The organism is Mycobacterium neumannii (assembly GCF_002245615.1).
GTDB classification, from domain to species: Bacteria; Actinomycetota; Actinomycetes; order Mycobacteriales; family Mycobacteriaceae; genus Mycobacterium; species Mycobacterium neumannii_A.
In genome coordinates this window covers 371,335-394,820 of sequence record NZ_NKCO01000002.1, presented here as the reverse complement: position 1 = coordinate 394,820, position 23,486 = coordinate 371,335, and the positions used below count along the sequence as shown (strand labels likewise).

The 23,486-nt window shown below is 68.9% G+C and carries 14 protein-coding genes; 5 read left to right on the top strand and 9 right to left on the bottom strand.

Going from position 1 to position 23,486, the window contains the following annotated elements; all coding sequences use genetic code 11:
• Positions 1–41: 41 nt before the first annotated feature.
• Together CEX88_RS04505 and CEX88_RS04500 are read right to left on the bottom strand one after the other, a co-directional pair.
• Complete coding sequence (locus CEX88_RS04505) at positions 42–1,778, bottom strand: ABC transporter ATP-binding protein (RefSeq protein ID WP_094292577.1); 1,737 nt, start codon at positions 1,776–1,778, stop codon at positions 42–44.
• Positions 1,775–3,601, bottom strand: a complete 1,827-nt coding sequence (locus tag CEX88_RS04500; RefSeq protein ID WP_094292524.1) for an ABC transporter ATP-binding protein — start codon at positions 3,599–3,601, stop codon at positions 1,775–1,777. The genes CEX88_RS04505 and CEX88_RS04500 overlap by 4 nt, the downstream gene beginning before the upstream one ends.
• Positions 3,602–3,723: 122 nt before the next feature.
• Between CEX88_RS04500 and CEX88_RS04495 the strand changes: the two genes are divergently transcribed.
• Positions 3,724–4,584 (top strand): LLM class F420-dependent oxidoreductase, encoded by an 861-nt coding sequence (locus CEX88_RS04495; protein WP_094292523.1) that lies wholly within the window; start codon positions 3,724–3,726, stop codon positions 4,582–4,584.
• Between the two features lie 4 nt (positions 4,585–4,588).
• Here CEX88_RS04495 and CEX88_RS04490 read toward each other — a convergent pair whose 3' ends face one another.
• Positions 4,589–8,074 (bottom strand): non-ribosomal peptide synthetase, encoded by a 3,486-nt coding sequence (locus CEX88_RS04490; protein ID WP_094292522.1) that lies wholly within the window; start codon positions 8,072–8,074, stop codon positions 4,589–4,591.
• A 102-nt stretch (positions 8,075–8,176) separates the two neighbouring features.
• Between CEX88_RS04490 and CEX88_RS04485 the strand changes: the two genes are divergently transcribed.
• Positions 8,177–9,859 carry a (2,3-dihydroxybenzoyl)adenylate synthase gene (locus CEX88_RS04485; protein ID WP_094292521.1) on the top strand — a complete coding sequence of 561 codons (1,683 nt, stop codon included), beginning with the start codon at positions 8,177–8,179 and terminating at the stop codon, positions 9,857–9,859.
• 87 nt (positions 9,860–9,946) lie between these two features.
• Here CEX88_RS04485 and CEX88_RS04480 read toward each other — a convergent pair whose 3' ends face one another.
• The 4 genes from CEX88_RS04480 to hemW form a co-directional block, all read right to left on the bottom strand.
• Positions 9,947–15,130 (bottom strand): type I polyketide synthase, encoded by a 5,184-nt coding sequence (locus CEX88_RS04480; protein WP_094292520.1) that lies wholly within the window; start codon positions 15,128–15,130, stop codon positions 9,947–9,949.
• A gap of 180 nt (positions 15,131–15,310) precedes the next feature.
• A complete protein-coding gene (locus tag CEX88_RS04475) occupies positions 15,311–16,018 on the bottom strand; it encodes an anti-sigma factor family protein (RefSeq protein ID WP_094292519.1) in 708 nt (235 codons plus the stop codon).
• A complete protein-coding gene (locus CEX88_RS04470) occupies positions 16,015–16,530 on the bottom strand; it encodes a sigma-70 family RNA polymerase sigma factor (protein ID WP_094292518.1) in 516 nt (171 codons plus the stop codon). Before CEX88_RS04470 ends, CEX88_RS04475 begins: the two co-directional genes overlap by 4 nt.
• A 118-nt stretch (positions 16,531–16,648) precedes the next feature.
• On the bottom strand, positions 16,649–17,836 hold the full coding sequence (gene hemW / locus CEX88_RS04465; RefSeq protein ID WP_094292517.1) for a radical SAM family heme chaperone HemW: 1,188 nt from the start codon (positions 17,834–17,836) through the stop codon (positions 16,649–16,651).
• A gap of 361 nt (positions 17,837–18,197) precedes the next feature.
• Here hemW and CEX88_RS04460 point away from each other — a divergent pair, with 361 nt between their 5' ends.
• Genes CEX88_RS04460 through CEX88_RS04450 form a run of 3 tightly spaced genes read left to right on the top strand, consistent with a single transcriptional unit; the run spans position 18,198 to position 21,296 of the window.
• Positions 18,198–19,880: a nitrite/sulfite reductase gene (locus CEX88_RS04460; RefSeq protein ID WP_094292516.1), complete on the top strand. Its 1,683-nt coding sequence runs from the start codon at positions 18,198–18,200 to the stop codon at positions 19,878–19,880.
• Positions 19,877–20,581, top strand: coding sequence for a phosphoadenylyl-sulfate reductase (locus tag CEX88_RS04455; protein ID WP_094292515.1), 705 nt, complete (start codon positions 19,877–19,879; stop codon positions 20,579–20,581). Before CEX88_RS04460 ends, CEX88_RS04455 begins: the two co-directional genes overlap by 4 nt.
• Positions 20,582–20,588: 7 nt before the next feature.
• Complete coding sequence (locus CEX88_RS04450) at positions 20,589–21,296, top strand: sirohydrochlorin chelatase (RefSeq protein ID WP_066841677.1); 708 nt, start codon at positions 20,589–20,591, stop codon at positions 21,294–21,296.
• Positions 21,297–21,299: 3 nt separating this feature from the next.
• On the opposite strand, the gene CEX88_RS04445 is transcribed toward CEX88_RS04450, so the two are convergent.
• Positions 21,300–22,367, bottom strand: coding sequence for a class I SAM-dependent methyltransferase (locus tag CEX88_RS04445; protein ID WP_066841676.1), 1,068 nt, complete (start codon positions 22,365–22,367; stop codon positions 21,300–21,302).
• A gap of 68 nt (positions 22,368–22,435) precedes the next feature.
• The gene (locus CEX88_RS04440) at positions 22,436–23,479 is read right to left on the bottom strand and encodes a sulfate/molybdate ABC transporter ATP-binding protein (protein WP_066841675.1); all 1,044 of its coding nucleotides are present in this window, start codon (positions 23,477–23,479) and stop codon (positions 22,436–22,438) included.
• Positions 23,480–23,486 lie beyond the last annotated feature (7 nt).

Here is a 23,486-nt window from a genome sequence, read left to right as displayed (position 1 = left end):
GCTTCGCGTGGTTGTACCGGGTCTGAGGTGCGCGAACGCAGTTATCCCTTCGCGGCGGCCATCACCCACCCGCTGGCGGTAACGCGTTGGTTCCAGAACTGCGCGTACTGGCCGCCGCGGGCCATCAGCTCGGCATGGCTGCCCTGGTCCTCGACCGTGCCGTCGGCCGAGAGCACCACGATGTTGTCGGCGGCGGTAACCGTGGACAGCTTGTGTGCGACCACGATGACGGTGCTGTGTTGGGCCAGCGTCCGGATGGACTCGGCGACGTGATGTTCGTTCTGCGGGTCCAGCGCGCTGGTGGCCTCGTCGAACAGCACGATGGGCGCGTTCTTGACCAGCGCCCGCGCGATCGACACCCGCTGCCGTTCGCCGCCCGAGAGCGCCGAACCGCCTTCACCGACCCGGGCCTGCCAGCCGTCGGGCAGGCGCTCGACGACCGACAACAGGCCCGCGGTGCGAGCCGCCTCCACGATGGCGGCATCGTCGGCGTCGGGCCGCCCGATGCGGATGTTCTCCCACAGCGTGTCGTCGAACAGGTACACGTCCTGGAAGACCAGAGACAGTTGCGCCATCAGGTCCGCGGTGAGTTGGTCGCGCACGTCGACGCCCCCGACCCGGACCACGCCGCCGTCGACGTCGTAGAAGCGCGCGATCAGCTTGGTGATCGTCGACTTCCCCGAGCCCGACGGGCCGACCAGCGCGGTCATCGTGCCCGGTTCGGCGACGAAACTGACGTCCGTGAGCACCTTGCGATCCGAGTAGCCGAACGCGACACGGTCGAGCTCGACGCGCCCGGGCGCCGGAAGCGCGCTCGCGGTGGCCGGCTCGGCCAACGACGGGGTGTCGAGGATGGAGGTGATGCGCTCCAACTCCGCGGTCGCCAGCCTGACCGCGGACCCGAGTTCGGCCAGCTGCGACAGCGGTGAGGCGAACCGGGCGGCGAGCCCGAGGATGGCCACCAGCGTGACGGGGTTGATGTCGCCCTGCACCGCGATCCACACACCCGCCGCGATCAGCGTCGAGAAAACCGCCTGCACCGCAACGCCGTTCAGAAGCAGCCCGGTCACCGACTGCCACAGTGCGGCGCGTCCGGCGCGATGCTGGGTTTGTAGCGCGTCGCCAAGCGGCGTGTAGTCGGCCCCGGTGCGTCCGAAGGCCCGCAGCACGGGTTGGTAGCGCGCGAACTCGATCACCCGGTTGTTGACCTCGATCGCCGCATCGTGGGTGCGCACCTCGGCGCCGGCGATCAGCCGGGAGGCGAACCGCCCGCACATCACCAGCAGCACACCGCCGACCAGAGCGACGAGCCCGATCCGCCAGTCGAAGTAGAACAGGCCGGCCACCACGGTCACCGCGCTGACGGTGTTGACCACCAGCGGGGTGACCAGATTTCCGCCGCTGGTGCCGACGAAAACTGTTCCCTTGACCGCGATCTGGGACACCTTGCCGACCGTCTCGCGGCTGAACCATCCCAGCGGCAGGGTCACCATGTGGTCACCGAGCCGGTGGTGCAGCAGCCGCATCGTGGTCAGCGCCATGCGGATCGCGAGTTTGGCTTGAACGTAGCTGAGCACCGACGCGACCAGCACGGTAACCGCCATCAGGCCCAGCCAGCGGCCGGTGGCGGCGTAGTCGCCGTCGAACAGCGACACCGTCACCGGCACCAGGAGCAGCATCACCAGGCCGTGCAGGATGCCGTAGACGGTCACCACCGCCAGGAAACTGAACATCCGGCCCCGCTGCGGGCCGAGGATCTGCAGAAAGCCCCGGATCATCGGGCCACCTCCCATTCCCGTGCGTGCCCTGCCGTGTAGGACTGCCACATGCGCGCGTACTGCCCGCCCGCGGCGAGCAGTTCGTCATGGCTGCCTTGTTCGGCGACCCGTCCCTGATCCAGCACGACCACGTTGTCGGCGGACACGATCGAGCCGAGCCGGTGGGCGATGACCAGCACGGTGCGCCCGACGATCAGCCGCGACAACGCCTCTTGGATCTGGGCCTCCGAATCGGGATCGGCGAAGGCGGTCGCCTCGTCGAGCACCAGGATCGGCGTATCGGCCAGCACGGCGCGCGCGATGCTCACGCGCTGAGCTTCACCACCGGAGAAGTGCGCGTCCTCGTCGATGACGGAGTCATATCCCCTTGGCAGCTGCAGGATCCGGTCGTGGATGCGGGCGGCCTTGGCCGCGGCGACGACGTCCTCGTCGGTGGCGTCGGCGCGGCCGAGGCGGATGTTGTCGGCGACGCTGATGCCGAGCAGTTGCACGTCCTGCAGCACGAACCCGACGTGCCGGTACAGCTCGGCGGGCGCGATGTCGCGGACGTCGACACCACCGACGCGCACCGCGCCCGCGGTGACGTCGTGAAAGCGCGGCACGAGCGTGGCCAGCGTCGACTTGCCGCTGCCCGAGGGCCCGACCAGCGCGGTGATGGTCCCGGCTCCGAGTGTGAGCGACACGTCGTGCAGGACGGTGTTCTCGCCGTCGTAGGAGAACCGGACGTCCTCGAACCGGATCGAATTGTCCTGCGGTACCTGCGGTTCGCGCGCGACGGGCAGCACGGGTGTGTCCAACAGGCGCTGCAGGCGTCCGGCGGCGGCCGCGGCCTGGCGTTTGATGTGCGTGGAGTAGCCGACAGTCAGCACGGCCGCCGGGATGGTCACCGCGACCAGCGTCGAACCCAGCACCTCGATCGGGCTGACCCAGCCGCTGCGGACGAACCAGTATCCGCCGACCAGGTTGGCCAGCAGCAGCGCCGGGGTGTCGATGAAGACCGACGACACCGCCTTGACCCGAACCAGCGGTCCGATCCATCCCGCGAAGCTCTCGTTGAACTCGTCGGCGGCGTCGGCGAAACGCTTGTGCGCCTTGCCGGCCTGGCCGAACGTCTTGACCACCGACACCCCGGCGATGAACTCGACGATGGTGGCGCTGATCCGTTCGACGCCCTGGTCGAGCCGTTCCATCTGCATCCGGGAGTCGCGCCCCAGCGCGAGGTAGATGCCGATGTAGAACGGCACGGTGGCCATTGCCAGCAGGCCCAGGCGCCAGTCGAGGTAGAAGCAGTAGATGAGGCCGAACAGCGGGGTGGCCAGCGCGCCGGTGTTCTCCACCGCCGAATGGGCGACCAGGAAGTGCAGTTCGCCGACGTCGTTCTGGACGGCCTTGTTCACCTCGCCCGACGACTTGCTGCCGAACCAGCCCAGCGGCAACCGGCCCAGCTTGTCGACGATCCGCAGCCGCAACGACCGCTGCAGATCGACGTCGGCGAAGTGGGTGATCGTGAGCGCGGCACCGCCGGCGAGCGTGCGCACCAGCAGCGCGACGACCACGATGGCGACGACGGTCCAGAGCCTGGCGGTGTCCGGCGGCCCGTCGGCGAGCAGTTCACGGCCGATCTCCACGATGCCGATGAACGGCACGATCGTCGCCGCCGAGGCCAGCAGCTGGTACCGCTGTGCCCGCGACGAACGCGCCCGGGTGGGCGCGAGCAGCTGCTGCAGCGCGAGCTTGTCGTAGGTGGCTGCGCGCTTGGCCGCATCGGCCGGGGTTTCGGGGGAACCCGTCTCGATGGCGGGCGCGGGTTGCACAGCGGTCATGCACCCTCCAGGTCTAGCGGTGGGTAAGGGTCGCCTAACCCTACCGGTCGCCTATGAGGCGGCGGCCGCTACGTAACGTGAAGGCGTCGAGTACGGGCAAACACCTTTCGAAGGGATCGTTCATGGACCTGGCAGGCTTCGGTATCTGGAGTTCGCAGCTGCGCTACGGCGACCAGGGTGAAGCGGCCGAGGCCGCCGCGGAGCTGGAGGACCTCGGGTTCTCGGCCCTGTGGATCCCCGACGTCGGCGGGCCGGTCCTCGATTCGGTGGAGCACCTGCTCTCGGCGACCAAGCAGGTGGTGATCGCCACCGGAATCCTCAACCTCTGGATGCACGAGCCCGCCGACGTGGCCGCTCGCTACGCGTCGCTGACCGACAGCCACGGCGAGCGCTTCCTGTTGGGCATCGGGGTCAGCCATGCCCCGTTGATCGATTCGAAAGAACCGGGGCTCTACCGCAAGCCACTCGCGGCGACCCGCAAGTACCTCGACGACATCGATGCGACCCCCCAGCCGGTTCCGGTCGCCAACCGGGTACTCGCGGCCCTGGGTCCCAAGATGCTCGAACTCTCCGCGACCAGGGCGCGCGGCGCGCACCCCTATCTGGTCACCCCGGATCACACGCGCTATGCCCGCGAGCAGCTCGGCGAGGGCCCGCTGCTGCTCCCCGAGCAGACGGTGCTGCTCACCACCGACGCCGACGAGGCCCGCGCGCTCGGAACCGACTGGCTGCGTTCGTATCTGGCGCTGCCCAACTATGCCAACAACCTGTTGCGGTCGGGCTTCACCGAAGATGACGTGGCGACGGTCAGCGATCGGTTGTTCGACGCGATCATCGCCTGGGGCGACGAACAGACCGTGCTGGAGCGCGTTAAGCAGCATCACGACGCCGGCGCCGACCACGTGTGCGTGCAGGTGCTGACCGCCGATCCGCGGGAGTTCCCGCGCGAGCAGTGGCGGCGACTGGCCAGTGCCCTTCGCTGAGGCCCTAGGCTGACGACTCGAGCTCGGACAGCACCGCGGCGCTGTCCATCTGCGCGACCTCCAGGTACACCTCGGCGACCGCGTTGAGCCGCTCGGCGTCGGGTTCGCGGCCCAGGAGTCGTTCGGCGAGTTTGGCGACGCACCGGGCGGCGAACATGTCGGTGACCAACACCGTCGGGGTGTCCAGCCAGTCGCGCACCCGGGCGATCACCTGGGTGGCGAGCACGGAATCCCCACCGAGGGAGAAGAAGTCGTCGTCCACACCCACGCGCACGTCGTCATCGACATCGAGCACGTCTGCGACGATCGCCACCAACGCCGACTCCAACGGTGTGGCCGGCGCCCGGTACTCCTGGGCCGCAGGCGGTTCCACGTCAGCGAGCAGCCAGGCCGCGGCCTTGCGGTCGATCTTGCCGTTGACGGTGAACGGGATGCGGTCGGACACCGCGATGATCTTCGGGATCATGTGGGCGGGCACGAGATCGGTCATGGCCTGGGTGACCGTCCGCGCGTCGACCGCGGGGTCGTCGGTGCGCACCAACGCCGCGAGCACATCGCGTTCGCCGGGAATGACGGCGGCGACCGCGGCGTCGATTCCGGCGACCCGCTTCAGCGCGGCCTCGACGTCACCGAGTTCGATGCGGTATCCGCTGATCTTGACCCGGTGGTCGACACGGCCGACGAACTCCAGTGTCCCGTCGGGCAGGTAGCGGACGAGATCGCCGCTGCGGTACCAGGTTCGGCCGTCGTGCTCGACGAACTTCTCGGCCGTCAAGTCGGGTCGCCCGCGGTATCCGCGCGCGATGCCGCGGCCGGTGAACCACAGTTCGCCGGGCACCCAGTCGGGGCAGTCCGACCCGTCGGCGGCCACCACGCGGCAGGCGTTGTTCGGGAACGGGGTGCCGTAGGGCACCGACGTCCAGTGCGCGGGCGGATCGTCGACCTCGCAGATCGTGCCGTGCACCGCGGTCTCGGTCGCCCCGCCCAAACCGGCGGCGCGGACGCCCGGAGTCGAGTTGCGCAGGGCCCGAATCAGTTCCGGTCGCACCCAGTCGCCGCCGAGTAGAACAACCCGCAAGCCGGTCAGCCGGTCACCGCCGACCTCGAGCAGCATGTCGAGCCATCCGGGCATCCAGTTCAGGAACGTCACCCCGTGCTGCTGGATCAACCGCGCCCAGGTGTCCGGATCGCGGCGCTGATCCTCGTCGACCACCACGACCGCGCCGCCCGCGCGCAAAAGCGCGAAAATCTCCAGCACCGACATGTCGGCCTCCAACGAGGCCAGCGCCAGGCTGCGATCACCCCGGTGCAATCCGAAGTGCTCGGAGACGAACTCGATGGTGTTCATCACCGCGTCGTGGGTGAGCTCGACACCCTTGGGCTCGCCGGTCGAACCCGAGGTGAACAGTACATAGGCAAGCGAATTCGGGTCGGTCTGGACGGGTTGCGCGTCGGTGTCGCGGGTGACCGCGTCGGCGACGGCGATGACCGGCACGCCGGTGTGGTTCGCCCGCGCGCCGCCGCAAACGAGCACCGCGGCCACCGTGCTCGACTCGAGAATCCGGGCGGTGCGCTCATCGGGTTGGTCCGCACCGATCGGGAGATAGGCGGCGCCCGCCGCGAGGATGCCGAGCACCGCGGCAATCTGTTCGACACACTTGGGACCGATCAGTGCGACAAGATCGCCGGGTCGAACGCCGTTGTCGCGCAACGTCACCGCCACGCTCAGGGCCCGGTCGCGAAGTTCTCCATAGGTCATCTCGCCGTCGCCGCTGAAGACCGCCGGGGCGTCGGGGGCGGCGAGCGCTCGGTTGAAGAACCCGTCGTGGATCGCCTCACCGCTCGGCGGCGCGGTGGTGCTGTTGACCGCCTGCCGCACGGCTCGCTGCGCCTCGGGCACCGCGGGCGGATCGAATGCGTCCCAGGCGGCGTCGTCGGTCGCGAGCCGGGTCAGCTCGGCGAGGTGGTAGGCGAACATCTCGTCGGCGACACCGGGCCGGAACGCGTCGACGCGCACATCCCAGTTGATCATCAGGCCGTCGGCGAGCGGGGTGGCCTGCGCGTCGATGAGCACCTGCGGGCCTTGCGAGATCGTCCAGACCGGTGCCCCGAACTGGTCGGTGACCTCGCCGGCGAACAGGTCGCCGAGACCCAGTGCGCTGGTGTAGACGATCGGTGCCAGCACCTGGTTGCCGCGGTGGCGACCGAGGTCGCGCAACACCGACAGGCCCGAGTACCTCGAGTGCCGTGCGGTGTTGTGCAACGTCTCCTGCACGGCGCGTGCCCGCTGTGCGGGCGTGCGGGCTTCGGTGAGGTCGATGTCGAGCATCAGAGAGGACGTGAAGCAGCCGACGAGTTTCTCGACGTCGGGATGGAACGGCTCACGGCCGAACATCGGCAGGTTCAGCAGGAACCGCGAACCGCTCGACCAGCGCGCCAGCGCATGGGAATACGACGCCGCAACGGCCATCGCGGGCGTGATGCCACGGCGGTGCGCGGCGGCGAACAAGGCGTCGCGGGTCGGGACGTCGAAGATGTGCCAGAGCCGCACGCTACGCCGCGGGTCGTCCTGTTCGGCAGGCGGAATCAGCGGCAGCGCGGGCGATTCGGGAAGGTCGGGGATGCGCTCGGCCCACCACCGCACGTCTTCGTCGGAGGGGCCCGGATCGGACGCGGCCAGCGCGGCGCGGTACTCCCGGTAGGTGTAACCCAGATCGGGAAGATCGCCGCCGCGGTAGAACACCGCGAGGTCGGCCATGAACTTGCGGTAGCTCACCGCGTCGGCGGCGTTCATGTCCATGTCGACGTGCAGCCGGGTGCGACCGCCGGGCCGCAGCGACAAGCTCAACTCGAGCACGTCGCCGTCGAGGATCTGGTGCGATTTCTCGTGCCGGATGGACTCGAGTCGTTGCTCGGCGGCCTCGGCGTCGAGGTCCCGCAGGTCGTGGACCGTCACGGGCAGTCCGCGGTCACCGATGCGCTGCGTGCCGTCGGGAAGGATCTCGACGCGCAACATCGGGTGGCGCGCAACGAGTTTGGTGGCCGCGTGCTGTAACCGCTCGGGGTCGACGCCGGCACCGTCGAATTCGACGTACAGGTGCGCGGCAACGCCGCCGAGCTGCTGATCGTCGTTGCGGCCCAACCACATCGCGTGCTGCATCGGCGCCAACGGGAAGGGTTGGTTTTCGTCGCCGGTCTGCGCGGGCTCGGCCGCCGGCTCGGCGCCGCCGCCCCCGGACCGCTCGGCCACCAGTGCCGACCACGCCGCCACGGTGGGATTCTCCGCGAGAGCGGCGAAGTTGATGTCCATGCCCTGTTTGCGCCACCGGCCAGACAGCGACATCATGCGGATCGAGTCGAGCCCGGAGGCGATCAGGTCGGCGTGCGGGTCGACCTCGTCGGGACTCACCCCGAGCAGTTCGGCGACCTCCACGCGGACGGTGCGATCGGTTGTTCGCTCTGTCGACGAACCAGTCTCACCCACACCCACGACGCGTCCTCCGGATTAGTACAGGCTGCCCTAACTAACGCGGGGCACGCTACCTTATATGCGACCTACCGAACACACCTACCCCAAGGGGTCGCATCCTTCATGAGCACCGGTTTCGAGCAGTGCCCACAAGCAGATCAACCGCTTCGGAAAGGCGGGCTCGGCGACCTCATGACGGGTTTCGTGCCGTTCCCCGCAGACCGCGCCGACGAGTACCGGCGCGCGGGCTACTGGACCGATGAACCACTCGAGTCGATCCTCAAAGATGCGGTCGCGGCGTGGCCCGATCGGACCGCCGTCATCGACGACCACGTCAGCTACACGTTCGCCGAACTCGACGCCCGCGCCGAGCGGATCGCGGCGGCGCTGGCCGACCACGGCATCCTCCCCGGCGACCGCATGCTGGTGCAGTTGCCGAACACCTGCGAGTTCGCCGTTGCGCTGTTCGGTGTGCTGCGGGCCGGCGTCGTCCCGGTGATGTGCCTGCCGGGGCACAGGTCGGCGGAGCTGAACCATTTCGCCGCGGTCAGCGGTGCGGTGGGCCTGATCGTGCCCGATTCGGTCGGCGGGTTCGACTACCGCGAGCTGGCCCAGGAACTCGTCAGGGACAACCCGGCGCTGCGGCACGTGTTCGTCCACGGCGACCCGGGCCGGTTCCAATCCTGGTCCGCGCTGGCCGATTTCGACGGTCCCCTCGCCGAGCGGCCGCCGGTCGACCCCGATGCGCCCGCCCTCCTACTGGTGTCGGGTGGCACCACCGGACTGCCGAAGCTCATCGCCCGCACCCACAACGACTACCTCTACACCGCCAGGGCGAGCGCCCAGGAGTGCCACCTGACCGGCGATGACGTCTACCTCGTGGTGTTGCCCGCCGGGCACAATTTCCCGCTGGCGTGCCCGGGACTGCTGGGGTCGATGACCGTCGGCGCGACATCGGTTTTCACCACCGATGCCAGTCCAGAGGCCGCGTTCGCGCTGATCGACCGGCACAGGGTCACGGTCACCGCGCTGGTCAACGCGCTGGCCAAGGTGTGGACCCAGGCGTGCGAGTGGGAGCCGGTGCTGCCGACGGGGTTGCGGCTCGTCCAGGTCGGCGGTTCGCGGATGACACCGCAGGAGGCCGAGTACATCCTGTCCGCGCTCACGTCCGGGCTGCAGCAGATCTTCGGCATGGCCGAGGGCATGCTCAACTTCACCCGTCCCGGCGATCCGGTCGACGTCGTGGTCAACACCCAGGGCAGGCCGATGTCTCCGCACGACGAGATGCGCGTGGTCGACGAGTCCGGCGCGCAGGTGGCGCCCGGTGAAGAGGGCGAGCTGCTGGTGCGGGGCCCCTACACGCTCAACGGCTACTACCGCGCCGAGGAGGCGAACGCGCGCTCGTTCACCCCGGACGGCTTCTACCGCAGCGGCGACCGCGTGCGGATCTTCGCCGACGGCCCGCGCGCCGGCTACGTCGAGGTGACCGGCCGCATCAAGGACGTCATCCACCGCGGCGGTGAGACGGTGTCGGCGTCGGACCTCGAAGAGCATCTGTTCGCCCACCCGGCGGTCTACACCGCGGCGGCGGTGGCGCTGCCCGACGAGTTCCTCGGCGAAAAGATCTGCGCCGCAGTCGTCTTCAAGGGCGCCCCGATCACCCTGGCCGAGCTCAACCAGTTCCTCGACGAGCGGGGGGTGTCGGCGCACTGCAGGCCCGACGTGCTGGCACCGCTGCCCGCGCTGCCCAAGACCGCGGTCGGCAAGGTCGACAAGAAGAAGGTCGTCACTGCGCTCACGTCGTGACACGAGCTGACGCGCCGCCGAAACTGAAGAACTGCAGCAAATATTGGCGGCTTTTCGTGCAAACCTTCAGTTTCGGCGGGTTCTCGGTCAGGACACCTCGACCGTCTCCGCACCCTCCGGTGCGCCGAGCAGCTCGACGAGGCGTTCGGAGACCGCCGCCGCCGTCGGGTACTCCCACAGCAGTGTCGGTGGTAACGACAACCCGGTCTGCTTCTCCAGCTGCTTGAGCAGCCCGACCGTCATGATCGAGTCCACGCCGACCTCCACCAGCGGCAAACCGGTGTCGACGTCGGCCTCGGCCACGCCCAACTGTGCGGCCACCGCGGCGGTGACGACCTGGGCGACGCGTTCGGGGTCGGCGTCCACCAGGCTCACCTCCGGTGCATCGTCGCCTCCCGGGGCATCGAGTTCGGTGGGCGCCACGTCGGCCAGCATCGGCACCGACGCTGCCGCCGGAAGTAGCGGCAGCACAACAACGTTCGGATCGTCGTGGCGCATCGCCAGGTCGAGTGCCCGCATCGCTTCGTCCGCCCCGATGGTGTCCATGCCCAGCGCGTCCAGTTGCGCCGCGACGAACCCGGACGTCGAGCCCATGCCCAGGCCGCGCCACGCGGTCCAGGCGACGCTGACGGTGCGGTCACCGAGCGCCCGCCGGTGGCGCGCCATTCCGTCGAGGAACGAGTTCGCGCATGCGTAGGCGCCCTGGCCGGGGAAGCCGGCGAGGTAGCCGCACGACGAGAACAGCACCAGCCAGTCCAACTGTTCGGGTGGGAAGACCTCGTGAAGGGTCAGCGTCCCGTCGACCTTGGGACGCATCGCCGCGGTGAAGTCCTCGGGCGTCGTGTTGACCAACAGCGCACCCGCTTCGACACCGGCGGCGTGGATCACCCCGCGCACCGGAGGCAGTTCGCGCAGCACGGCGCGCAACGCGTCGGCCGCCCCTGCCGCGGCGATGTCCAACGCCACCACGCGCACGGACACACCGCGCTCCTCGAGTGCGGTGACCGTGTGGACCAGCTCCGAATCCGGTTGCCACTGCGAACGATCGGGCATGCCGCTGCGGGAGAGCAACACCAATCGCCGTGCGCCGATGTCGGCAAGCCGCTGCGCCATTTGCAAGCCGAGCGCACCGGTGCCGCCGGTGATGACATAGGTGCCGCCTGCCGAGCATTGCATCGGCGCTCCGGTCCCCCGCCCCGCCGCGGACAGCCGAGCCGATTGGGCGGCACCGTCGCGGAAGGCCACGACCGGATGGCCCTGCACCGATGAGAGGACCCCGACCGGCAGTTCGGCTGTGGCCACGTCGATCACGCCGCCGAAGGTCTTCGGGTGTTCGGCGGCGGCGACCCTTGCCAACCCCCACAGCGGTGCGTGCGCCACGTTCGCGCCCTCGTACACGCCCTGCGTGAGCACCCACATCCGCGCCTTGGCGCCGTGGTCGAGCAGTCCGCGCAGCGTCTGCGTCACCACCGCGACCGACTGTTCAGGTGTGTCGTGCGTGCTCGGGAGCACTAGCACGACGGTGTCACGGTCGAACGACTCAGCCGCAGAGGAAATCTCGGCCGCATCGCCGTAAAGCGCATGCGGCACCTCGGCAGCCGAGAGGTCCCGCGTCACGAACTCGCGGATGGCGGTGTCTCCGCCGACGATCACGACCGCCCCGGGCCGGCTGTCGGCCTGCCACGGCACCGGATGCCACGAGAGCCGGTGCAGCATCCGGGAAAGATCGCTGCCGGAAGGGTTTTCGAGCTCTTCGAACGACATACCCGTCAGCGAGGCGAGGACCTTGCCGGACTCTTCGGCGAGCAAGACGTCGGTCGTGGTGGTTCCGGGCCTGCGCCGAACGTGCAGCAGCGCCACCGCCGGCGGTCGGCCGTGCACCTGCACGCGGTCGATGTGGGCGGGCATCCGCAGTCGCGGTGGCCCGTCGAACACCGTGGAGGCCGCCGAGGTCGCCGCGTCCAGCAGCGGGGCCCAGGTGTCCGGCGTCGTACGGTCCCCGCGCGCGGCGACCTTGGCGAGCAGTTCGCCGTCGCCGCCGTGCAGTTCGAGGATCTCCCAGTCGAATCCCATCGCGGCCACACCCAGCGTTGCCAGCGTGTCCACGACGTGGTTCGAGGGCAGTGGATCACGGCAGCCGTCGCGCACGGACGACTCGTCGAGCACCTCCCCGAGGAGGTCTTCGATGTCGTCGTCGGCTGCGACCACCGCGCTGCTGTGGGTCAACCAGCCGCCGTCGACGGTGTCCTCGTCGTCGTCGACGAGGCGGGTGGCCAAGGTCAGCCCGTGGTCCTGCAGGACCACCTGCACGTCGCGGGCGCGTCCGGGCGCCACCGGGGTGCGCAGCCGGACGTCGACGAGGTCCCTGCCCGCACGGTCGCAGCGCGTGTCCAGCTCGTTGGACACGCCGAGGAAGGTGTTGACGATGACGGCGGCGGGCACGATTTCGGTGCCCTTCACCGGGTGGTCGCCCGGATACGGACGGGAGTCGAGATCCACGCGGGTCTGCCACATCTTGGAGGCGACCGCGCCGGTCACCTCGATCCGGCCCCCGAGCAGGGTGTGGGTGTCGACGTCGTGCACACCCCGGCCGCCGGGCGGAGGGGTGGGAGTGCGCCAGAAGTGGCGGTGGTGCCACTGCGTCACCGGGAGATCTGCCACCCACGGTGCCGATGACAGCTGGTGCTGCACCGGTGCACCATGGCAGTGCAGCGCGGCGACCGCCGTTGCCACCGAATGCATCAGGGGGCGATCACGACGCAACAGCGGGACGACGGCGTGCTGGTCGGTACCGGCCGTCGTGAGCGTCTCGACGATCGAGTGCGCCACCACCGGGTGCGCCGAGACCTCGAGGAACAGCCGATGCTCGTCCTCGATAGCCGCCGAAACGGCTTCCGCGAACCGCACCCGGTCGCGCAGGTTGGCCACCCAGTAATGCTGATCGCGTGGCGCCGCCGAGCGGGGATCGGCCAACGCCGTTGTGTAGAGCGGAATCTCGGGGGTGCGTGACGGCGGGAGTGAAGCCGTGAGTCGACCGAGCTCGCCGGTCAGCGCATCCATGGCGGGGCTGTGAAACGCGACGTCGGTGTTGACGCGACGCACCATGAAGCCTTGCTCGGTCCACTCTCGGCAGACACCGTCGACCGCCTCGATCGTGCCGGATATCACGGTCGACTCCAGCGACGCGCTGATCGCCGCCACCACGTCGGTCCGCCCGGCCAACCGCCGCTCGGCTTCGGCGAACGGGAGCCGCACGAGCGCCATCGCGCCCTTGCCCATCACCGACCGGAAGCCGCGGGCGCGGTAGCACGCCACCGCGGCACCGACGGTGAGGTCGAAAACCCCTGCGGTGACACAGGCCGCGACCTCGCCGACCGAGTGTCCGATGACCGCCGCCGGGGTGACGCCGCGCGCACGCAGCATCGCGGCCAGACCCGCCTGCATCGCGAACGTCAGCGCCTGCACCTGGTCGGTGCCGCCGAGCTCTCCCGTGGTCAGCGCCTGGCGCGCCGAGAACCCCAGCTCCACGGTGAACACCGGATCGATCGCGTCGATCACCGCGGCGAATTCCGGTGCCGCCGTGAGCAGTTCGCCACCCATACCGGCCCAATGTGAGCCGTGACCCGAGAACACCCAGACCGCGCCGTCGACCGCGGCGGGCAGCACCGTACCGGTCACCACGGACGGGTCGGGGATGTCTTCGGCCAGTGCGGTCAACGCGGCCGCCGCACCGTCGGTGTCGTCGGCCACCACGGCGGCCCTGGCCGGTTCGTGTGAACGCCGTGTCCACAGCGTGGCCGCGACTTCGTCGATCGGTGCGCGGTGGTATCGCAGGTGATCGGCGAGTGCACCCGCCTGGGTGCGCAATCGGGCGACGTTGCGCGCCGAGACGGGAATGATCGCCGGAAGCTGTTGCGCCGGAGGGTGGTGCGCGGACGGTTCGGCGGCAGGCGCCTCCTCGAGGAGCACGTGGGCGATCGTTCCGCCGTAGCCGTAACTGCACACCGCGGCCCGCCGCGGCGCACCGTCGGCGCCGTCCCAGGGCTCGACGCGCGTCGGCACCCGCAGGCCGCTGTTGGCCCAGTCGACGGCCGGAGTCAGTGAGGTGACACCCGCCGTCGGGGGGATGGTCCGATGGTGCAACGCCAGCGCCGCCTTGATGAGTCCCACCACTCCGGCGCCGCCTTCGAGGTGGCCGACGTTGGGCTTCACCGACCCGATCCGGCACGGCGCATCGGCGGGGCGGCCCGCCCCGTAGACCGACGCGAGCGCACCGACCTCGGTGGGGTCACCGGAGGGGGTGCCGGTACCGTGCGCCTCGACGAAGCCGACGCTCGCGGGCGCGATGCCGGCGAAATGGCATGCGCGCCGGAACATGTCGGCCTGCGCGTCGCCGTTGGGCGACATGATGCCGACGGTGCGCCCGTCCTGCGCCACCGCGCCGCCTCGCACGACCGCGTACACGTGGTCGCCGTCGCGCAGCGCGTCGGCGAGGCGCTTGAGCACCACCACGCCCGCACCTTCGCCGCGCCCGTAGCCGTCGGCCGAGGCATCGAAGGTCTTGCACCTGCCGTCGGGCGCGGTCGCGCCTGCCACGTCGAGCACCCGGGTCAGACCCGGTCCGATCAACGCGCTGACCCCGCCAGCCAGCGCCAGCGACGTCTCACCGGCATTGAGCATCTGGCACGCCTGGTGCACCGCGACCAGCGAGGCCGCGCACGCCGCGTCGAGGGCGACGCTGGGGCCGCGCAGGTCGAGCAGGTGTGAGACGCGGTTGGCGATGCCGCACAGCGACGTTCCGATGCCGGTCCAGGCTTCGATGCCCGGCAGGTCTTCCATGATCAGCTTGCCGTAGTCGTCGGAGTTGACGCCCATCAGCACCGCGGTGTCGCTGCCCGCCAACGACTTCGGCGGAACGCCGGCGTGCTCGAGGGCCTCCCAGCTCACCTCGAGCGCCAACCGCTGCTGGGGGTCCATCAGCTCGGCCTCGCGCGGTGAGACCCCGAAGAACTCGGCGTCGAACCCGGCCAGGTCGTCGAGGAACGTTCCCCACCGGGTGACATCCTTGAGCACCGCCGCGTTGCGGGGATCGCGCTGAAGGTATGGCTCCCAACGCTCCGGCGGAACCTCGCGGACGTCGCTGCCGCCGTCGAGCAGGAAGGTCCAGAACTGTTCCGGGGTGCCGATCGCACCGGCAACGCGGCAACCGATCCCGATGATCGCGACCGCGTCGGGGCGTGCGGAATCCTCGGATGGTGCGGTATCGGTCACGTCAGCTGAGTCCCGAAGCCTGGATAGCCTTGCCTAAGAAGCCACACGCCATGGCCGCAATACTGGCATAACCGGGCTCATTTGTGGAACCTACGCGGGCCTGGCGAACGTGGTGCCAATCACGTTCGAATCAGCTTGCCGCGACGTCATTCCGCCGACGGTCGAGGCACGTCCGAACCGTCACAAGGTGCGGACGGCCAGCGGTTCGTCGCTGCCCGACACCCGGATGTCGATGCTGCGGATCTCCGCGGTCGGGATGCTGGTCGCCGCCGACAGCCCGGTCGCCTCGTCTCCGGCCGGACGCCACGAACCCACGGCCGTCTGGACGCCATCGCGCGTCGTCACCACAATGTCGTAGCTGTCGACGTCGCGGGCCCAGTCCTTGGTGTACTCGCAGGCCCAGTTGAGCTCGGTGCCCCACTTCTTCTCGGTGACCGCCAGCTGTGCGGTCAGGCCCTGGCGCTGGCCGGGCTGCATCGGCTCCATCGCCACTGTCTGCACCGACGATGTGCGGGGGAAGACCGTGGCGCCCACGACACCGCCGAGGACCGCCAGCGCGGCCGCGACCGCGACCGTCGCCGCGAGCATCGTGCGGCGTGACCGCCGCTGACGCTTGGCCGCGGCCTGCGCCAGCGAGGCGACATCGGCGGACTGCTCGACAGCGGACCCCTCGTCCGCATCGATCAGCGCCGCGGCCTCCTCCCGGCTGAGCGCGGCCAGCATCGCGGGCATCTCGGCCAGGCCGGCCACCTCGGCGGCACGCGCCGGGTTCGCGGCGAGGTAGTCCTCGTAGGCGCGACGGTCCTGCGGGCTCAGCGCGCCGAGCACGTAGGCCGCATCCCATTCGGCGAGGTCGGCGACGGGTGTCCGGTCGAACTTGTCGCTCATTGGACCACCCCCCTTTCCTGCAGCGCCATCCGCAACGCGCGCAACCCGTAATGGAGCCTGGACTTGACGGTGCCCGGGGCGATCCGCTCGTGTGCGGCGATGTCGGCGACAGTTTGCCCGAAATAGTAGGCGCGCACTATGGCGGTGCGGTGGTCGGCGCTGAGCGATTTCAGCGCCTCGGCCAGCACCCACTTGTCGACCGCGGGACCGATCGCGTCGAGCGACGGCCGCTCGGGCAGGTCGTCGGTCTGCAATTCCCGGCTGAACCGCGCGCTGCGCCGGTCGTCGATGACGAGGTTGCGTGCGACGGTGAACAGCCATGCCCGCGCGGCGTCACCCGGCTGTTGCAGGATCTCGGGTTTGCGCCACAGCCTCAGCAGCGCTTCCTGCACCACGTCCTCGGCGAACGGTGTGTCGCCGCGGGTCAGCCGCAGCACGTATCGCAGCAGCGCCTGGCTGTGCTCGTCGTGGATCGCGCGCAGCAACTCGGCGTGCGCGGGGTCGGGAGTCATCGCTCATCCACCGCAGTCGTCATCGCTGATCACTACGACATCCACCAGAGAATCGTTCAATGTCCGGCGCGCGAGCGTGAGCTTATGGGCGAATTTCGGAGCCGAAGTTCCCCGGCGATCAGTCCAGCAGGTCGCGGACCACCGCGTCGGCCAGCAGCCTGCCGCGGTCGGTGAGCACCAGACGGTCGTCAACCCGGCTCAACAGCCCGTCGGCGATCGCGACGGCGGCGCGCTCCCGCTCGTCCGCACTCAGCACGCTCGTCGGGAGCCCGTCACGCAACCGCACCCGCAGCATCACGTCCTCGAGATGCAGGGTGCCGGCGTCGAGGTGCTCGAAGTCGACCACCGGCAGGCGACCATCGGTCAACGTTTGGGCGTACGCGTTCGGATGCTTGACGTTCCACCAGCGCACCGCGTCGACGAACCCGTGCGCACCCGGTCCCGCGCCCCACCACTGGCCGCCGTTCCAGTAGCCGATGTTGTGTTGGCACTCTCCGCCCGGTCTGCTCCAGTTCGAGACCTCGTACCAGGCGAAGCCGGCCTCCGCCAGGCGCGCGTCGAGCAGCTCGTAGCGGCGGGCCAGCACGTCGTCATCGGTCGGCACGAGCTCGCCGCGGCGCACCCGCCGGGCCATCGCCGTGCCGTCCTCGATGACCAGCGCGTAGGCCGAGACATGGTCGACGCCGGCCTCGACGACGGTGTCGACCGAGCACAGCAGGTCGTCGTCGGACTCCCCCGGCGTGCCGTAGATCAGGTCGAGGTTGACGTGGCCGAACCCGGCCGCACGGGCCTCCCGCGCCGCGGCGAGCGCCCGGCCCGGCGAATGTTTCCGGTCGAGAGCCGCCAACACATGGGCAGCCGCCGACTGCATGCCCAGCGAGACCCGGGTGTACCCGGCCGCCAACAGCTGGTCGAACAGCAGCGGAGACGTCGACTCCGGGTTGGCTTCCGTGGTGACCTCGGCACCCGGCGCCAGCGGGAAGTGCGCCCGCACGGCGTCGAGAACCGCGGCCAGCCCGGGCCCGCCCAGCAGCGACGGTGTGCCCCCGCCGACGAACACGCTGTCGACCTCGGGGATACGGCCCAGATGCGCCGCCGCCTGCGCCAACTCGATCCGCAGCGCCGCAAGCCACCCGTCCGGGTTGGCGCCGCCCAGCTCGCCGGGCGTGTAGGTGTTGAAGTCGCAGTAGCCGCAGCGGGTCGCGCAGAACGGCACGTGGATGTAGATGCCGAACGGCCGCCCCTGCGCAGGGGTCATCGGCGGCAGCACCCGCGCACGGTTCTCGGCAGCTACGGTTCGGACCATGTCTGCAATTGTCCGCCTGCCGCGAGATTGCACTCAGGCAGGCGTGCACTCGAACTTCTGATGCGTGGATGCATTCTCGACGAGGTTCTGCTCACCATGAGCGCAAATCTCGCCCGGTTAGGGCAGGTGCGGCGATTCGTGGCACAATGGCCGACGTGACTGCCCTCCGCATCTTCCCCAAGCGTGTATCGCTGGTGGTGCGTCGGCACGTCGACTTCAAGCGCGTGTGTACGTGTTGCTGTCTGCCTTGACGCGCTTGATCTAGACCCAGCCCACCCGTACTTCAGCTGGCCGCCGGATCTGCGCCGCCGGACAGCCCCGGCGATGACGCGCGATCCGGCTCCCCAAAGGAGCCAAAACCATGACCACAGCGGAATCCAAGCCGAAACCCGCAAAGAAGCCCCGCGCCGAGGGCCAGTGGGCCCACGGTTACCGCGAGCCGCTCAACGCCAACGAGCAGTTCAAGAAGGACGATGACGCACTCAATGTGCGCGCCCGCATCATCGACATCTACTCCAAGACCGGTTTCGACGGGATCGACAAGCAGGACCTGCGCGGCCGGTTCCGCTGGATGGGCCTGTACACCCAGCGTGAGCAGGGCTACGACGGCACCTGGACCGGTGACGAGAACGCCGACCTGCTCGAGGCCAAGTACTTCATGATGCGGGTGCGCTGCGACGGCAAGGCGCTGTCGGCGGCCGCACTGCGCACGCTGGGCCAGATCTCCATCGACTTCGCCCGCGACACCGCCGACATCTCCGACCGGATGAACCTGCAGTACCACTGGCTCGAGGTCGAGAACGTGCCCGAGATCTGGGAGCGGCTGGCCGCTCACGGTCTGCAGACCACCGAGGCGTGCGGTGACTGCCCCCGCGGAATGCTGGGCTCGCCGCTGGCCGGCGAATCGCTGGAGGAAGTGCTCGATCCGACGCCGGCCCTGGACGAGATCGTGCGGCGCTACATCGGCAACCCCGAGTACTCCAACCTGCCGCGCAAGTACAAGACCGCGATCTCCGGTCTGCAGGACGTCGCCCACGAGGTCAACGACATCTCCTTCATCGGGGTGAACCACCCCGAACACGGCCCCGGGCTTGATCTGTGGGTGGGTGGCGGTCTGTCAACCAACCCGATGCTGGCGCAGCGGCTCGGGGCGTGGGTTCCGCTTGACGAGGTGGCCGACGTGTGGGAGGCGGTCACTGCGGTTTTCCGCGACTACGGGTATCGGCGGCTGCGGTCCAAGGCCCGGCTCAAGTTCCTGATCAAGGACTGGGGTATAGAAAAGTTCCGTGAAATTCTCGAACAGGAGTACCTGGGTCGCAAGCTGATCGACGGGCCCGCACCCGAACCGGTCAAGCATCCAATCGACCATGTTGGCATCCAGAAACTGAAGAACGGACGCAACGCCGTCGGCGTCGCACCGATCGCGGGCCGGGTCTCCGGCACCATCCTGACCAAGGTGGCCGATCTCGCCGAGGCGGCGGGGTCGGACCGCATCCGGTTCACCCCTTACCAGAAGCTGATCATCCTCGATGTGCCCGACGACAAGCTCGCCGAGCTGACCGCGGGCCTCGAGGCGCTCGGGCTGCCGCCGGAGCCGTCGCACTGGCGCAAGAACCTGATGGCCTGCACGGGTATCGAGTTCTGCAAGTTGTCGTTCACCGAGACGCGGACCCGCGCGCAGGTGCTGGTTCCGGAGTTGGAGAAGCGGCTCGAGGACATCAACGCGCAGCTCGATGTGCCGATCACCGTGAATATCAACGGCTGCCCGAACTCGTGCGCGCGCATCCAGGTCGCCGACATCGGGTTCAAGGGCCAGATGGTCGACGACGGTGACGGCAACTCGGTCGAGGGTTTCCAGGTGCACCTGGGCGGCAGCCTCGGTCTGGACAGCGGTTTCGGCCGCAAGCTGCGCCAGCACAAGGTGCTGTCCAGTGAGCTCGGCGACTACATCGACCGGGTCGTTCGCAACTTCGTGAAACAAAGGGAGCAGGGCGAGCGTTTCGCAACGTGGGCGATACGAGCGGACGAGGCGGACTTGAAGTGACCGATTTGACCACGGATACCGATCTGCAGGGGCTCGCCGAGCGCGGCGCGGCCGAACTCGAGGGCGCGAGCGCGCATGACCTGCTGCGCTGGACCGACGAGAACTTCGGTGGCAATTACGTGGTCGCCTCGAACATGCAGGACGCCGTGCTCATAGATCTCGCTGCAGAGGTGCGGCCCGGCGTGGACATCCTCTTCCTCGACACGGGGTACCACTTCGTCGAGACCATCGGCACCCGCGACGCCGTCGAGGCGGTCTACGACGTCAACATCGTCAACGTCACCGCCGAGAAGAGCGTGGCCGAGCAGGACGAGTTGTTCGGTAAGGACCTGTTCGCGCGGGAGCCCAACGAGTGCTGCCGTATGCGCAAGGTCGAGCCGCTCTCGGCGGCGCTGCGCGGCTACTCGGCCTGGGTGACCGGCATCCGCCGCGTCGAGGCGCCTACGCGCGCCAACGCGCCGTTCATCAGCTGGGACAAGGCTTTCGGGCTGGTGAAGATCAATCCGTTGGCGGCCTGGACCGACGAGGACATGCAGAACTACATCGACACCAACGGTGTGCTCGTCAATCCGCTCGTCTACGAGGGCTATCCGTCGATCGGCTGCGCACCGTGCACGGCCAAGCCCGTCGAAGGCGCCGATCCGCGCAGCGGCCGCTGGGCAGGCACCGGCAAGATCGAATGCGGGCTGCACGCATCGTGAGGTCACTGTGACCCTCGTGCTGACCGCGCACGGCAGCGCCGACCCACGCTCGGCGGCGGTGACGCATGCGGTGGCAGGCCGGATCCGGCGCCTGCGTCCGTGGCTCGACGTGCGTCCGGCGTTCCTGGAACAGAACGGCCCCAGCCTGCTCGACACCCTGAGCGGTCTGCACGCCCCGGCCGTGGTCGTACCGTTCCTTTTGGCCAGTGCCTTCCACGCACGCATCGACATCCCCACGGTGATCGAGGAATCGCGCGCGGTGGTCGATCGGGCCGAGGTGCTCGGCGAGGACCCGGCGCTGTTGAGCGTGCTGCGGCAGCGGCTGGCCGAGCTCGGGGTCTCCCCCGACGACGACGGCCTTGGCGTCCTCATCGTCGCGGTCGGCTCGTCGCATCCCGCCGCGAACGCCAGGACCGCCACGGTCGCTGAGTCTCTGCGCTCCGGAACGCGCTGGGCGGGAGCCGAAGTCGCGTTCGCCACCGGACCGTACGCGAGTGTCGCCGAAACCGCCGAGCGCCTGCGTGCCCGCGGGGCCCGACGCCTGGTCATCGCTCCGTGGTTTTTGGCGCACGGCCGGATCACCGATCGCGTCGCCGAATACGCTGGGGCTCAAGGTATTGCGATGGCCGAACCGCTCGGGTCGCACAACCTCGTCGCGGCGACGGTGATGGACCGGTACGACGCGATCACCGCCACCGGGACCGTCGCTGCGTAGTCCTCAGGGCCGGACCTCGAACACGTTGTTGAACGGGGTCTGCGCGGCCAGCCGGAACCGTCGGAACCCGGCCGCTGTCACGACATCTCGAATGCGGGCCGGGCCCGCCTGAGTGCCGAGCGCCATCCCGACCGGTTGAGCCAATGACGACGGTGTGCACAGCAACGTGGAAAAGCCGTAGTACGCGCGCCCGATCGGGTTGAGGTTGTCCTCCACCCGGTCACCGGCGGCCGGCTCGACCACCATCCATGTGCCGTCTTCAGCGATGACCTCCCGCACGTGGCGTGCGGCGCCGATTGGATCGCCCATGTCGTGCAAGCAGTCGAACATCGTGACCAGGTCGTACGGCCCACCCGCGAACGCGTCCGCGGCCGCGGTCTGGAAGCTGACCGCTCCCGGCATCCCGTTCCGCGCACTGGCCACCTCGATGGACTTCGCATGTCCGTCCACACCGACGAACGTCGAGGCGGGAAAGGCTTCGGCCATCAGCAGCGTCGACGCTCCGTGTCCACAACCGACATCGGCGACACGGGCGCCGCTCCTGAGTTTCTCCACGACACCGTCCAACGCCGGGATCCAATCGTCGACCAGATGCGCGGCGTAGGTCGGGCGGAAGAACCGTTCGCACCCGACATGGACGTCGGAGTTGTGATCCCCCCAAGCGACGCCGACGCCTGCGCGGGCCGCCTCGAAGATGTGTCCAGCGTCCGATGCGGTTCCGTGCGCGATCTGGAAGAGACCGCCGACGAAGGCCGGGCTTGTTTCGTCGGTGAGCGCCACGGCCTGCTCGGCCGGCAACCGATAACGACCGGTCGCCGGGTTGTATTCGACGAAGGCGCCGGCGGTTTGCGCGTTGAGCCACTCCCTGGCGTAGTGCGCGTCGGTGCCGGTGCGTTCGGCCAACTCGGCTGGGGTGCTCGGCCCGTGCTCGACAAGCGACCGGTAGTACCCGAGGCGGTCGCCCATCACGACGAGTGCGCAGTTGAGTGCCGCGCCGGCCTCCTCGACCGCGCGGAAGACGAATTCCATCAGTTTGTCCGGATCGACCTGGGTCGGGGTGCTGGTGTTCATGCGAGCAACTCAACCAGGAAGTCAACCTGGCGTAATGGGGCAATTGCCCCATCTTCGGCCCAACCGACTCAGGCCCTCGTCACGGCCTCATCGTCGGGTGGATCCTGTGTGCTGCCGGGCAACGGTGGCACCCGGGTTGCGCGGACGTAGACAGTGTCCCCCTCCTTCAGCCCGAGCGCCTCGGCGTCGCCGCGGGTGATCTGCGCGGTGAAGGGCGTCTGGTCCGTCGCACTGTGTAACTCGACACGAACTTCGAAGCCTAGCATGACAATTCGGTCGATGATCGCGCGTACCACTCCGGTGGACTGCACCGACTCGTCGGTGGAAGCGATCGCCATGTCTGGGTTGCGTCCTACACGGATGTCGTGCGGTCGGACCAGCGCACCGTTCAGCGAGGAAACCGCACCTAGAAACGACATCACGAACGCGTTGGCTGGTGCATCGTAAACCTCTGCGGGGGAACCGATCTGCTCGATGCGGCCTCTATTCAGCACCGCGATCCGGTCGGCGACGTCGAGCGCCTCAGACTGATCGTGCGTCACCAGCACCGTGGTGACCTGCACTTCGTCGTGCAACCGGCGCAGCCAAGCGCGCAAATCCTCTCGCACCTTGGCGTCCAGCGCACCGAACGGTTCGTCGAGCAACAGCACTTGTGGGTCCACGGCCAGCGCGCGGGCCAGCGCCATGCGCTGACGTTGCCCTCCGGAGAGCTGGTTCGGGTAACGAGTCTGGAAACCGGCTAGCCCGACCACTTCGAGGAGATTGTCGACCTTCTGCTTGATTTCGGCCTTGGGCCGCTTGCGAATCTTCAGCCCGAACGCGACGTTGTCCCGCACCGTCAGGTGCTTGAACGCCGCATAGTGCTGGAACACGAAACCGATACCGCGCCGCTGGGGCGGCACGTTGGTGACGTCGCGGCCGTTGATCGTGACGGTGCCGGAATCGGGCCGGTCGAGGCCCGCGATGGCCCGTAGTAGCGTCGACTTCCCGGACCCGCTGGGCCCTAGCAATGCGGTCAGCGAACCGGATGGTACTTCGAAATCGACATTGTCCAGGGCCGCGAAGTCGCCGTATCGCTTGTTGGCGCCTCGCACGGCTATCGCATTGCTCATACTTCCC

Coding starts and splice junctions, on each gene's coding strand:
- CEX88_RS04505 (WP_094292577.1), bottom strand. CDS start 1,778: ATGATCCGGGGCTTTCTGCAGATCCTCGGCCCGCAGCGGGGCCGGATG.
- CEX88_RS04500 (WP_094292524.1), bottom strand. CDS start 3,601: ATGACCGCTGTGCAACCCGCGCCCGCCATCGAGACGGGTTCCCCCGAA.
- CEX88_RS04495 (WP_094292523.1), top strand. CDS start 3,724: ATGGACCTGGCAGGCTTCGGTATCTGGAGTTCGCAGCTGCGCTACGGC.
- CEX88_RS04485 (WP_094292521.1), top strand. CDS start 8,177: ATGAGCACCGGTTTCGAGCAGTGCCCACAAGCAGATCAACCGCTTCGG.
- CEX88_RS04475 (WP_094292519.1), bottom strand. CDS start 16,018: ATGAGCGACAAGTTCGACCGGACACCCGTCGCCGACCTCGCCGAATGG.
- CEX88_RS04470 (WP_094292518.1), bottom strand. CDS start 16,530: ATGACTCCCGACCCCGCGCACGCCGAGTTGCTGCGCGCGATCCACGAC.
- hemW (WP_094292517.1), bottom strand. CDS start 17,836: ATGGTCCGAACCGTAGCTGCCGAGAACCGTGCGCGGGTGCTGCCGCCG.
- CEX88_RS04460 (WP_094292516.1), top strand. CDS start 18,198: ATGACCACAGCGGAATCCAAGCCGAAACCCGCAAAGAAGCCCCGCGCC.
- CEX88_RS04445 (WP_066841676.1), bottom strand. CDS start 22,367: ATGAACACCAGCACCCCGACCCAGGTCGATCCGGACAAACTGATGGAA.
- CEX88_RS04440 (WP_066841675.1), bottom strand. CDS start 23,479: ATGAGCAATGCGATAGCCGTGCGAGGCGCCAACAAGCGATACGGCGAC.